The sequence below is a fragment of the Burkholderia anthina genome, from assembly GCF_001547525.1.
Lineage (GTDB): Bacteria > Pseudomonadota > Gammaproteobacteria > Burkholderiales > Burkholderiaceae > Burkholderia > Burkholderia semiarida.
This window is the reverse complement of sequence record NZ_LNJP01000003.1, coordinates 1,245,040-1,257,835: the sequence shown is the minus strand read 5'-3', so window position 1 is coordinate 1,257,835 and position 12,796 is coordinate 1,245,040. Positions and strand designations below refer to the sequence as shown.

General features: G+C 56.1%; 11 protein-coding genes and 1 pseudogene. 8 read left to right on the top strand and 4 right to left on the bottom strand.

The features are described 5' to 3' along the window. Positions 1 to 8 precede the first annotated feature (8 nt). The 8 genes from WS64_RS35385 to WS64_RS25710 all read left to right on the top strand — a co-directional run bounded on the left by WS64_RS35385 (position 9) and on the right by WS64_RS25710 (position 6,862). Positions 9 to 644 (top strand): hypothetical protein, encoded by a 636-nt coding sequence (locus tag WS64_RS35385; protein WP_244166656.1) that lies wholly within the window; start codon positions 9 to 11, stop codon positions 642 to 644. Further along, complete coding sequence (locus WS64_RS25730) at positions 625 to 2,574, top strand: DDE-type integrase/transposase/recombinase (protein ID WP_060968127.1); 1,950 nt, start codon at positions 625 to 627, stop codon at positions 2,572 to 2,574. Before WS64_RS35385 ends, WS64_RS25730 begins: the two co-directional genes overlap by 20 nt. A gap of 10 nt (positions 2,575 to 2,584) precedes the next feature. Then, on the top strand, positions 2,585 to 3,493 hold the full coding sequence (locus WS64_RS25725) for a TniB family NTP-binding protein (protein ID WP_060968126.1): 909 nt from the start codon (positions 2,585 to 2,587) through the stop codon (positions 3,491 to 3,493). After that, entirely contained in the window at positions 3,490 to 4,458 is a 969-nt protein-coding gene (locus WS64_RS25720) for a TniQ family protein (protein ID WP_081103923.1), read from the top strand. Before WS64_RS25725 ends, WS64_RS25720 begins: the two co-directional genes overlap by 4 nt. A gap of 92 nt (positions 4,459 to 4,550) precedes the next feature. Next, positions 4,551 to 4,826 carry an antitoxin Xre/MbcA/ParS toxin-binding domain-containing protein gene (locus WS64_RS33590; protein WP_347876645.1) on the top strand — a complete coding sequence of 92 codons (276 nt, stop codon included), beginning with the start codon at positions 4,551 to 4,553 and terminating at the stop codon, positions 4,824 to 4,826. Between the two features lie 31 nt (positions 4,827 to 4,857). Then, positions 4,858 to 5,628: a TniQ family protein gene (locus WS64_RS35680; RefSeq protein ID WP_081103921.1), complete on the top strand. Its 771-nt coding sequence runs from the start codon at positions 4,858 to 4,860 to the stop codon at positions 5,626 to 5,628. 518 nt (positions 5,629 to 6,146) lie between these two features. Continuing rightward, positions 6,147 to 6,443: an H-NS histone family protein gene (locus WS64_RS25715; protein ID WP_208606872.1), complete on the top strand. Its 297-nt coding sequence runs from the start codon at positions 6,147 to 6,149 to the stop codon at positions 6,441 to 6,443. Positions 6,444 to 6,547: 104 nt separating this feature from the next. Further along, positions 6,548 to 6,862, top strand: a complete 315-nt coding sequence (locus WS64_RS25710) for a hypothetical protein (RefSeq protein WP_060968124.1) — start codon at positions 6,548 to 6,550, stop codon at positions 6,860 to 6,862. Between the two features lie 1,163 nt (positions 6,863 to 8,025). Here the strand turns inward: WS64_RS25710 and WS64_RS25705 are convergent. From WS64_RS25705 to WS64_RS25690, 4 genes and pseudogenes are all read right to left on the bottom strand, one after another. Next, positions 8,026 to 9,747, bottom strand: a complete 1,722-nt coding sequence (locus WS64_RS25705) for a hypothetical protein (protein ID WP_347876644.1) — start codon at positions 9,745 to 9,747, stop codon at positions 8,026 to 8,028. Positions 9,748 to 9,836: 89 nt separating this feature from the next. After that, on the bottom strand, positions 9,837 to 10,730 hold the full coding sequence (locus WS64_RS25700) for a nucleotidyltransferase domain-containing protein (protein ID WP_060968122.1): 894 nt from the start codon (positions 10,728 to 10,730) through the stop codon (positions 9,837 to 9,839). A 12-nt stretch (positions 10,731 to 10,742) separates the two neighbouring features. Continuing rightward, positions 10,743 to 11,705 (bottom strand): patatin-like phospholipase family protein, encoded by a 963-nt coding sequence (locus tag WS64_RS25695; protein ID WP_060968121.1) that lies wholly within the window; start codon positions 11,703 to 11,705, stop codon positions 10,743 to 10,745. Between the two features lie 416 nt (positions 11,706 to 12,121). Then, a pseudogene (locus WS64_RS25690) lies at positions 12,122 to 12,751 on the bottom strand (IS3-like element IS407 family transposase); the annotation flags it as partial. Positions 12,752 to 12,796 lie beyond the last annotated feature (45 nt).

The following is a 12,796-nucleotide window of genomic DNA, read 5'->3' as shown; positions in this document are numbered from 1 at the left end:
ACATCATCATGCCTTCGTACGATACCCGCAGTGGCGGAAATTTTCTAGGTTTCACGCCCTCTGTCAAAAACGCTTGCTCGATGCCTTGGTATTCGCTGGCGGAAGAGGCGACGACCCTCTTGCTCGAGTTCAGCCCTGAGGTACTGCGCTTTCGTAGCGCTCAAGATAGAACATTTGTTCTTCGTGAGGCCGGCCAGCTTTTTCGGTACACGCCGGATTACGAGATTGTGCGGCGCGACAGTTCGACTGTCTTCGTCGAAGCCAAGCCAGCAAAGGATCTGCAGAAGCCTTCAGTGCAGGCCCGCATGGCGCGTGCGAGAGCCGTCCTTGCGGAGCATGGACACGCCCTTTTCATTTGGGATGAACGTACCTACATCTCCGGCACCCGTCACGAGACTCTGCGGCTCTTGCGGCCGTGGCTGGGGCGAATTTCGTCCGAACGGATCCGGGAAGCACAGTGGCTCGTTGAAAAGAAGTATCCGAAAACTTTCCGAAACCTCGTGCATTTGGCCCGTTCGCGCGACATTGCGTTGACCTGGATCGCCAATGGCGCCGCGGGTATCGATCTCGATGTGCCGCTGACCTCCGACGCAGCCATTTACGTCGCTCCTTCGGAGGTGCGTCATGCAAAAATTTTTGCTTAAGCGTGGCGTCGAGTTCCGTGAGGGCGAGTATGTCTGGCGCGTTCAGACTGCGCTGCCCGATGGTCGAATCGAGCTCAGCTCCGACTACAGCTCGCCAATACGCCTGCACGAAACTGAAATATGGGCACGCCACGGTAATGGGACATGGTCCGTCAGTATCGAATCGCTACGTGAGACGGCTGCGTCACCGATTGTTGTTGCTCGACGTGATGTCACCACCTTCAAAGAAGAAGATCTTGTCGTGATGCGTGCGCGACTCGTCTACCTAAGAGCCGTCGAGGAGGCGAAGTGCTCGCGCGTCCACGAAGTCGAGACCGTCATCAAACGGGTGGCGTGTGAGGTTGGCGCATCGATACCGCCAACCTATCGATCCTTCTGTCGGTGGAGAAAACGCTACCAGCCGTCACGAGATGTCATGGACGTGGTGCCGCGCCATGAAAACAAGGGACGACGCGAAATCCTCGATGGTTCACTGCTCACGCTGGTCGAAGATGTCATCGAAACGCACTATCTCAACGGCCAGAAACTAAACGTCGCGAGATTGTACGATCAAGTAGAGGAGGCCATTGACGCTCATAACGAACGTGACCTGGAAAATCCGCTACCCACGATTAGTAGAGCGACGCTTTATCGCCATGTTGGGAAACTGAACAGCTATCTCGTCACCGCGGCCCGGGAGGGCCGCACCGAAGCACTGAAGCAGTATCGACCGGTGTTCCGTCGGCTCAAAACAAAACGACTCAACGAGCGGTGGGAGATTGACCACACGCCGGTGAACTTGCTGTGCGTCTGTGAGCGCACCCGTATGGTCATCGTTCGTCCCGTACTGACGCTCATCATTGACGCGCACACTCGCATGGTGATGGGGTTTCATATCGGGGCGCGCTCACCTGGCCAGGAGGAGGTCGGATGGGCAATGCAAATGGCCATGCTCAGCAAGCGCGATCTACTGAACCGATTAGGCCTGGGGCATCTTGAATGGTTGGCGCGAGGTGTAGCCGAGATGATCTTCGGTGACAACGCGTGGGAATTCCACGGCGGCGCCACACGAGCTGGCTGCGACGAGTTGGGGATTTCACTCGTGTACTGCCCGAGCCGTGCACCGTGGTTCAAAGGCCGTGTGGAGCGGTTCATGCGCACGATAGCGGAACAACTCTTCCATTTGATTCCGGGGACGACTTGGTCGAATACCAAGGATCGTGGACAGTACCCGTCCGAGAAGCTTGCGTGCGTGACCCTCGAACAGCTAACGGTGTTTGTCGTGCGCTGGATTGTGGAGTGTTACCAGCACGCGCCACATCGTGGTTTGAAGGGCAAGACACCGTTTCAGGCATGGCAGGAAAGTGCACGGCTGACTCCTATCTACATGCCGGCCGATCCCAATCAGCTTTCCGTCGCGTTTTCGGACACCATCATGCGTCCGATTACGAACAGTGGCGTGACGTTTGATCACCTGTCGTACAACTCTAGTGCGTTGCAACTGCTTCGTCACAGCATCTCGGGCGACGAAAAAATCAAGGTTCGGTATTTCAACGAGCAGACCAGCTTTGTCTACGTCTACGACCCAAGGCAGAAAGAATACCTTCGCGTTGATTGCACCGATCCAGATTACACGAAGGATCTGACCAGATGGATGCACAACGAAGTCACCAGCGCCATGCGAGACAGCAGCATCGATATCAACCCTGTCTCGCTTCGAAAAGCGCGTATCCGTCTCGCAGACGACATTGCCAAGGCGGAGCTTGATCAGAAACTCAAGAAGCGCAAATGGGTTGCGCAGATCAAGGGGAAGTCGAGCAAGGATCTTTTGCTGGGAACCGCCGGCGGGAACGCAGGTGACGACTCCGTCCAGCTGGATCAAGTCGATCCCATGATCGTCAGATTCGATAGCGTTCCTGAATTTTCTGTTACGAAGCGTACCGAACGGTAAGGAGATCATCATGAAACGATTTAATGTCCGTAAAAGCATCGTCGAGCATCCCGATTTCGTTGTTGCGCTCAAGAGCATCGAGGAGATCCATCAATGGCTGCGGGAATCTGGTGAAGCAGGGTGTCTGGCGACGATCGGGGCGTCCGGAGCCGGAAAATCGACCGTGCTCGAATGCTATCGTGCCCAATTCCCGGTGCGAGAGGAGGTGTTGCGCCGGCACGTGCCGGTTCTCTATGTCATCGTGCCTGCAGTACCGACTGTCAGATCGTTGGCCGAAGCTATGTTGATTGCCTTGGGTGAAATTGCGCAAGCTGGTCAATCGAGTGCGCGCCTGACAGAGCAGATTGTCAAACTGGTACACGGCTGTGGCGTGGAGATCATCATGCTCGACGAGTTTCAGCACTTCGTCGAGGGCGATCGCCGTTCGCTGAGACAGGTTGCGAACTGGTTGAAGGTGCTGCTGGACCGGCTCCCAGCTGCTGTTGTGCTCGCGGGGCTGCCGTCGCTGCTGGGTGTGCTGCGAGTCAATGGGCAATTGCGGCGCCGGTTTTCTCGCGTGACGGAGATGCGTCCGTTCAATGTGAACACCAACGAAGGCGCCAAAACGTTCATTGGCGTGATGCAGGCACTCGCCAAAGATATGCCATTGCCGATGACGGATATTGTCGACAAGCGTGTCGTGATGAAGTTGTACTACGCAACTGCAGGACTGGTGGACTACATGTGCAAGCTGTTGAACGGTGCTTACCAGGTTGCCGAGCGACGCGGTGGGAAAAGTGTCACGCTGAACGATTTTGCCGCGGCGTTTCGCGTTCATATCTGGAAGGATGTACCGCCTTCTCGCGATCCCTTCGATTCGAAGTTTAATGGCGTTCCGCTTGACCAACCGGGTGAACCGTTTGCGGAGGACGTGCAATGACGACCCCTCTTCTTCTCGGCGTTGCTCCGCATCGCGGAGAGTCGCTTTCGTCGGTGCTGCATCGCGTTGCCGAGGTCAACGGGTTGAGTGGACCTGGGATGGTCCTGCGCCGCGCCGGCGTGGCTGCTGCTCGGCCGCGCTTTGCCTCGGAGGTCGATGCGCTTGCCCGTGTTTGCCGGCTCTCCCCGAAATTGGTTCGGGCGATGACACCGTTGACCGTGGGCGCTATTGACCGTAGCGGGACGAAGCACGCGAAGATCAGCTTGTATGGCCACTGGGTCGAACCCGATGCAATCCTTGTCGGCGCCAAGGAGCGCATATGTCCGCTGTGTATCGCGGAGCATCAACACGTGCTGGGTGTGAATGCTTACGTATTCGCGACGTGCTGTGTTGTCCACAGCGTCCAGCTATTCGATCGCTGTCCGGGCTGTCGACGCGAAGTGTCGTCCATGCGGCCGGGCGTGGCGCGTTGTCAGTGCGGGACGGATCTCGGGTCGGCTGCATGTCAACCCGCGAAGACGGACGATCTGATGATCACTCGGCTCATCGATCGACGCTGGCGTATGAGCTTTGAGCATGATGTGCCAGACTGTCCGCCAGGCGTTCCACCGGATTTCGCCGCGCTTGACCTTGGGGAGTTGCTGCGTGTGCTTTCGTTCCTGTATCGCGTCAGTGGCGCAACAAGCGGATCGACAGACAAGGGGCTGCGCTCGAAGGCCATTTCCGAACTGACGCCGCGCATGCAAAAAATCGGACGGATCATGTCGGACTGGCCTCGGGGATTCAAGGAACTGGTCAACGCGGAACGGCAATACCGACCTCGGTCGGGGTCGATCCTGAGCTCGGCCCGAAGCGTTGAGCACGTCTCTATGCGTTTGTTCACGGAGTTGCCGGAGCCACCGTTCGCGTTCCTCCATCGTGCACTGGTCGACGCAATAGGCGGCCAAGTGGTGCAGACCGTGTGACGCGGTGTTCTCAATAAGCCGTGGCGATCCGATTCGAATCGGATCGCCATGGGTTCCGACGTGGGACTTCGAATCTGGGTGAGGTGAACATCATGAAAACGTGTCGTTGCGGCACATGGCGATCCGAATGCATGGTCGAGCACATGCCTGAACCGGTTTGGAACAGGCTCTTGGATCTTGTGCAGAAAATAGTCAATGAGTCAGGCGAACCGGAGGGTTTTGACGCGAAACGGTGGTTGTGTACTTGGCTGCACGAAGAGGTTCCATCACTCGGGTGGAGGAAGCCCGTCACGTATCTAGATACCGCCGACGGAGAGGAACTGGTGGCCCGGACGCTACTGAGCATGCAGACAGGCGCCTATCGCTAGGAACGAGCACTGCATCGATCTGGAGTTCGATATGGAAAATCGCAGTTGGGCATCGTATTCCGTCAGACCGGCGAATTCGATGTTACGGCTACCGCTTGCGCTTCGCGTCGAACCCTATCCTGACGAGTCGTTGTCGTCGGTGCTTATGCGCTTGGTGGATGCCAACGGCCTGAGAAGCGTTGGGGCATTGCTGCGTGAAGCCGGTTGTGTTGCGTTCGGTCCGTTGGTTTCCGCCGAGATTGCGGAATTGTCTCGTGTTTGCCGGATCGATCAATCGACGATGAGATCGATGTGCCCGGTCGAAGTTGGTGGGCGAGCACGAGGGACTGCCTTCAGTTACGCGGTGGGGCCTCATGTGATTGAGGCCCGGCACTTGCTTGTTCGAGAGCGCGAGCGGATTTGTCCGCTGTGCCTGCTCGACGGTGGGATCATGCTTGCTTCACATCGCCTTACCTGGATGACCGCATGTCGTGTCCATTCTGTTCAACTGCTCGACGTTTGCCCACAGTGCGAGAAACCGATTATGGTGACTCGACCGAGCATGGTGCAATGTCGATGTGGTCTAGATCTTTGTCGCATTTCACCGATTACTTGTACGCTGGATGAGGCTGAGAATGCGCGCTATCTGTATCAACGCTGGTGTTTGCCGACGACCACGGGATCCGGAGTTTCGGAAGGGCTGGCTGCGGTAGAGAAACTAATCGACTTTCGGCGTGCCGCAGGAGTCAAGAATAGGAGCGGTACTGTCGATCGGCGGGCAGTTCCGTTGCATCAGATACGGAACGTATTGGGTTTTAGCTGACTCGACGAGCGTGGCGAAGAGCGCGGTACCAAGATGGTGGCAAACGAAGGAATTCAAGGTTAAGGCGGCGTGGTGCGCAATGAGTTCTGGTCAGCATGAGATGGCTCGGCCGGCTCACTCCGCATCGGACCTGCGATTCGGTTTATGACAAGAAGGTTGTCGTGATGGACGGCCGGAATACTGCGTGGTGGGCGCTCAAGGGCGCTGGCGCTCGGCGCTCAATTCGTATCTGTCGGGCGTCGGTGTATGTATGTGGCTGCTGTATTGGCTCCCTACAAGAGAGCGAAGCGCTATATGTTTCGGGTTCTTTGCTTCGGCTGAAAATCCTTCACCAGTGTCCTCAACCAGGGCGGTCATAAGACACTTCGATGAATTTTATATATCGGTGGCGGGGGAGCCATGTCGACATGGCTCGCGTGAGGAGTACGTAAAAATATATCAAGTCGGCTGACGTAACTAGATGGCATAATCATCCGGTCTTAGAGCATCCAACAACTACCGAAGGTGACTATATGGCAATGAAGAATTACAAGACCCTAAAGGAGGAACTCGCGAAGCTTCAAGCGGAAACAGAAGCCGCGCGCGTCGCTGAACTGGAGGCGGTGCTTGCGGACATCCGCGAAAAGGTGGCCGAGTACGGTATTACGTCCGAACAGGTCTTCGGTCGTAAGCGCGCAAGCAGCGGCAAGAAGGCTGCGGCGCCCACCACTGCCAAGTATCAGAATCCGAAGACCGGTGAAACATGGAGCGGGCGTGGTCGAGCTCCTGAATGGATCAAGGACGTGAAGAATCGTGATCGTTTCTTGATCCAGTAACGACGAGCAAACATCGACCGTGAGCGAGGATCTGGCATGAGCGAAGAACAAAAAATGCAGTAGTAGTATTCCATGTGACGACACGGGCGGACTTTCAATGTGCGATGCTCGCCATCAAAGAGCGGGATTTCTTCGAGCGGCTCTACGGACCCGTCTCCGATTTTGCGAAGTCCATGTTCGACAAGAGCATTGAGCTCGTGCGCAGCGCCACTGATACTACGATAACGATCAAAGAACAGTGTGAGGCGGTAACCGCGATTATCAAGGCCGTGCGAGAAGAAGGCGTAAAATCGGTCGAGATCACGATGGACGTCGATGCTGGCGCAGAGCTTGGCGCGAAATTTGACAAAGATGTCGACGTGAAGATTTTCAAGGTCGGAAAGACCGGAGCAATGACGATGAAGGTCGAGTACAAGTAACTCGGCGTAGTTCAGTAAAACGAAATGGAAGCTCTAAGCTCCCATTTTGCTTACAGTGCGTTGCCCGTGAATGCTCATTTGTATAAGGCTGGACTAGACCAAACAGACAGCGCCAGATCGGCTGACTCAGTTTGACCAGCTCCGGCCGTTCATCCATGCGGCCACGCGGACGTTGGAGCGTCAGTTTGACCGATCACAGCGGCCGATCGATAGGACATGCCATCCGGCGGGTCGTTTGCCTTAGGGGCGACTCAAGTGGCATCAAGCCTCATCGTCGAATGGAATGCCGTTCGGATTCGCGTCGACTGTCCACTCGATCTGGGTGAGCCCGGGCCCGTACTCGCGACGCTACGGTCGGCACTGTGATTGGCCTACCGGCGGAAACGCGCGTCGGCCTGACTGCCCGTGTGACAGATTGGCGAGCCTGCTTCCAAAGATTTGGGTGCTCAACTATATCACTCCCGTCCATGGAATATGCGGTCCGAACCTCGTCGATACGGCACCGCGCGGTGGGGGAGTCTCCGCTAGTTGTTGAGCTTGAAACCATGTAAAATGCGTTTCGCTAAGTCGGCATAGGAGCGGAGGACACGACGCGGTTGACTTCACTTTGCATATGAATGCTCATCTTCATATTCATCACGAGGGAAATATCGTCTCAGCCCGTAAGGGCCGTCGTGGGGGTTCGAATCCCCCCAAAAGGGAATGCAGTTCGTCGCAGCGTAAACAATCTTCACATAAGGAGGCACACCATGGCAAAAAGTAATCAAGTCATGTCAACCAAATTTGCGAAGTGGGTAGGCGGCGTCGTAATGTCCGTTTTGCTGGGTACTGTTGGTGTAGTCCACCTCCGACCCTATGCCGATTGACGGTAAGACGAAAAAGCAAAAAGAGCCCGCGATGTCGGGCTCTTTTTGCTTGTGTAGTCGCCATCTGACTCAGAACGGTGGTGGATTCAACCGATCGATGCGTACAGATCGTTGACAATTGGCGCCGATATTTTCGCCCTGCGAGCGAATGATCGAAGCCGAAAAGAGTGTCTCCCGGATCGAGGCGGGGACAGCACGCTCGACCTGATTGGTCGCTCAGCAAGCCACAGCTGGCGAACTAATTGCCGCTGCGCCCCTTGCAGCGGGGGCCTTATGAAGCCGTCGAGCGCTAGGCGGCTAGTTCGTGAGATAACTGTCATCCATCTCGGGATGAGCCCCGAAGCGCTCAGTTCCAAGGTAAATCAGCCCCACTTCCTTTGGGGCCGCATCTAGCCTATCGATCGCTTTGTTAATCCGGCTACATTGCTCTGCATTGACATAGAAGCGATGCTCGTCGAGCCAGTTTCGAGCGTCATGGTAGTTATCGAGTGTCGCCGTTTCAAACGCGGCGACGTACTGCTCGACCCTCGAACGACTGACCAATCGTCGGATTCGAGGAATGACATCGACGGTGCGATCATCTGAAACAACAATTGCCAGCCTGCGAGCTAACCCTGTCTGTACGTAGCGCATCCCTGAGTTGTATCGGGATCCTCGTGAGGGAGTGCATTGATCGGTGGCCTCGCCGTCAAGAATGATTCCGACAGCGTGACACATCCCATCCGGTGCGAGCAGTATGGTCCCGTCGATACCGCTGAAACTTTCAAGCAATGACTCCGTCAGCCGGGTTGGTTCGATGCGCGTGCCTTGTTTGCCAAGCCGGCGTGCCTCACTGAGCGCATCTGCCGCAACGACGATCATGCTGCCGTGTTCTTGACGTATTTGGACCAGCAGCAGGTTCCATAGATGCAATCCGTCTTCCGGCGAGGTTCCGGGAAAGAGTCGGGCGTAGTTTGCGAGAAAGGCAACCTTGTCGAAGGGTTCCTGTGCGAGTTTGGGCACTCCGTAGTGGCTACGGAGAAGTACCTGATCACCACATCGCAACTCCCAGTGGTAGTGGTCGATGAAGGCGGCCGTAAATGCATCCTGTGCTGCGTAAGCGTCGTGCGAATCCTTCAGTTTCCCAAGGCCGTAGATCTGTCGGCTGTCGGCGATGATGCCAACGCCGGTGGTGGCCATCTGCAGAACTTTCCGAACCCATCTCGGCTCGCGAAACGGCACGGGGTCGGAAAACCTGGCTAGGAACTCGACACATTCGTTCTCGGGGTTGACGAGGATAAGGTTGCCGACACCTTTTGCGCCTTCGTACATCAGCGACGCCACGAGGTTCAGCGAGTCAAAAAGAGTGGTATGAAAGTACTGCCGTTCGATCGAAAGCCCTGGCGTGTGCAGAAACTCCTGCGCCCCAACGCGAACGACTTCCTCAGCGTTTCTCATGCTGTCACGAGTGAAGCGACCGGGATCTGGGCTGTGCAATTCTCCCGTCGCTTCGTGAAGGACGGCGTACATCGCAGCATGGATCAGACTACGATATCCGTATCCCTGTCGCCGTCCCTCGACGGGTCTATCAGGTAAGGGCGGAAATTGCGTGAAGGTGGCGTTGGGAATCTGCACGACGGGTGTGACGTAGTATTCATCGACGCACCTGACCTCGCCGCAGAACGAAGTCACATCGTGCGCGGTGTCGAAGACCTTGAGTGCTTTGCGGACCGACGTCCGCACTGAGTCGCGACGCATCCATTCCGGCTTGTCGCGCATGCTCGCTTCATCGCCGTAAATTATGTTCTGCAGGTCGTGTTTGTTATAGGTCGATTCCACTGCATCGAGTAGGCCGTCGAAAAGCGCCAGGGGCCACTTTCCATCCTCCGGCTCCACGCACACCGGATTCCGATTCTTGCTTCCGGGCTTGCGGGCGCCGACAAGAAGCACCTCAGCCTCCGCTGGCGCTCCGAGGCGCTTCAGCACCTCGCGCGCCAACCACCGAATGTGTATTCGGTAGCTGACCTGGTATCTCCACATGAAAAGGTTGATGCCCCGACCGGCCATTGCGACTCCCGAACTTGTTGACGGTGCCGCGCTTGCGGCAGTTTGATTAACGGTGGTTACCCTTACCAGGCATTCCAGAGGCTGATGGCGGCGCTGATAAATGCATCGGCATTTGCAGATTCCCACGAGGTGGGCGTACCACTCCGGAGCAGGTAATACTGCTCATTGGCACAGACTAGCTTGCTCTTGTCCGCCTCTCGCTGAATCCAGTTGATGGCGTTCACGAAGGAATCCGCATAGCTGGAACCGAAGCTCTCGTTGGGCACGTTGTAAAGCAGGCCCTCCAGGTAGTACGACGGCGCAATACCGGGCTGCAATTGGCCGTCGTCAATAAGGTTGCTTCGAAGATTTTTCAGGATTCGTATCGTGGGTTTGAGCCACCCGTTGCTGCCCTGATGTTTGCTGGTCAGGTTCTCAGAATGCTGTCTGGGGTAGTTCGCAATGAGTTTGCCGGCTCCGTTGAAAAAACAGATGCCCTCGACATATTGCGTGTCGTAAGTGCTCTTGAACTTCCAGTATCGGCGGAACTGCATGGCGGCAATCACGTCGGCTTTCCGCCGGCTGCCATTCGCCGTTATGGCAATGGCTTTGTCGCCAATCGTGACGTCGGATCCAAAGCGGTCGACAAGCGCTTTGACGACATCCTTCTTGTATTGGTCGTACGAGTAGGTCGCGGGAATCAGCGCGCGTTCGTACGCGACTCGGTCTTCCGGCGATAGCGATGTCAGGTCGCTGTAGTAGACATCATCAAGCCGTATGACCACATCGACGTCGCTTTCCGAGTAGATGTTTGTATCATTTCCATAGGAACCCTGCAGGAAGACATGGAAATTCTTCCCGTAATACGCTGAATTGGCGCTCTCCAGGGCGTCCTTTATGGTTTGATATGTTTTAGCGGATTGGGTAATTGATCCCTGGTGGGACCATGTTTCAAGCTGCGATTCCGGTATTCCCACTTTATGCCTCGCTTACGTCAGAAACTCCCTGAGTTGTACCTCGCGGGCAGCGAACGATTCGCTCCCGCGTTGCCGAAGGATGTTCAGTTTGTCCAGGTCATGCTCCAGCAAGTCCGTCGCCATTTCCGGCCGCTCGAACGTATCGCTGATGCGAATCGTTGGAATGTCCTTGAACAGGACGTCACGTAGCTGATCCATTGATTGCGTGTTGATCTCGAGGGTCTTCTGGAGTAACTGTACGGCAAGCCATTTCTTAGCAATACGCATCAATAATTTCGGTTTGGGTTCAGGGTAAATGCCGACACCCACATTCACGACACGGATATCCTTGCGATCTTTTTTCAAGGCAACTGTGGCGTCTGCTAGGGCAAAAAGAGTGGGATTGTTTGCACAGTAGCCGCCATCGATCAATTCGATCTTGTCGCCAGTCGCGGTAACGACCACTTTTCTTTCGAAGAACGGGTATGCCGAACACGACGCTTGCACGGCGTCGGCCATGCTTACCCCGAACCCTGGACGAAAGGTCCCCTTACGGCCGTGTGCCTGCGTAATGTTGCCCTTGAAGATCATCGGACGTTCCGTCATCCAACGGGTCGCGACAATGCCGATCCCCGTTTTGACATCTTCAAAGGTTCTTTCCTGAAAGACTTCCTTTGCCAATTCATGGAGTGCCGCTGTTCTTGCGGCAGCAGACCGACTGGACATGACGCGCGGTACGTGCTCGGTATAGAGCGCGTGTATCTGGTCTATTTCATAGCCCAGCGCGACGAGCGCGGCAATGATCGCCCCGGTGCTCGTGCCGAATACAAGATCAAACCTCTTGTATAGCGGACACCCAAGCATCGCTTCAATTTCTTTGAGAACACCCAGCGTGTAAAAGCCTTTCGCGCCACCACCATCAAGGGCGAGAATCCGGCATACGTTGTCACTGGCGTACTCGGTAACTAACTTGGACGGGTGAATAGTGTCAGTCATCGACCTTTTTCTCGTTGTGCTCTGCAATGGCATCCAGCTCAAGCGGGACCCGATTCGGGGCTGCTCGACGTTCGTCCCCCCGGATAGGCCAAACTGATCAGGATGAGCGCGTGGATTTTCATCACGTCACATAGTTCGGCGAGTTTGTTGCTCACAACACCCATTCTTGTGATGCTTACTGCCGTCGGCGTTACCGCAACACGCTAATACGAAGCAGTCGCGTTTGTCCCGTAGCACGCGGCCGTTGCGACGGCGTATCGTCGCGCGAAGGCTTGAATCAACCGTGCATGTGGTCGCCTGATTATAGCGCCGGGAATCCCGCTGGCATTTTTGTTAGCAAAGAGTCCAGATATGGAATATCTGGACGGCTGACCTGCCCCCTTCAATAGGGCCAATGGGCTTCTAGCAAAGTCCCTTTAAACCAGCTCCTGGAAAGCGGCAGGAGCATCCGCGGTTGCCCGATGTTTCGCCGCAAACTCTGACGGCGCAAGGTAGTTCAGTGCGCTGTGCGGCCTTTGCTCGTTGTAGTCCTGACGCCATGCCGCGATGACAGCCCGAGCGTGCGCGAGCGTCGTGAACCAGTGCTCGTTAAGGCATTCGTCGCGGAATTTGCCGTTGAACGATTCGATGTACGCATTCTGCGTCGGCTTGCCCGCCTGAATCAACTTCAGAGTGACGCCGTTCGCATACGCCCACTGGTCAAGCGCCCGGCTCGTAAATTCGGGGCCCTGGTCTGTTCGCACCGCCTTGGGATAGCCACGGAAGCGAGCTGCACGGTCCAATGCCCGAGCGACATACAAACCTGAGATGCCATGGTCGACGACGATGTCGACAGCCTCTTTCGTGAAGTCGTCGACGACGGTCAGGCACTTCACGCGCCGGCCGTTGGAAAGCGCATCCATCACGAAATCGATTGACCACACCTCGTTGGGCGCGCTCGGCAATGCCAGTTGCTCGCGCTCGATCATTACGCCGTGGCGCTTGCGACGGCGCCGCACAGCCAGCCCTGCCTCACGGTACAGGCGATAGATGCGCTTGTCGTCTAATTGCTGTCAATAGATCATCCTCCTGGAAAGGGTTCAGACCAGCCG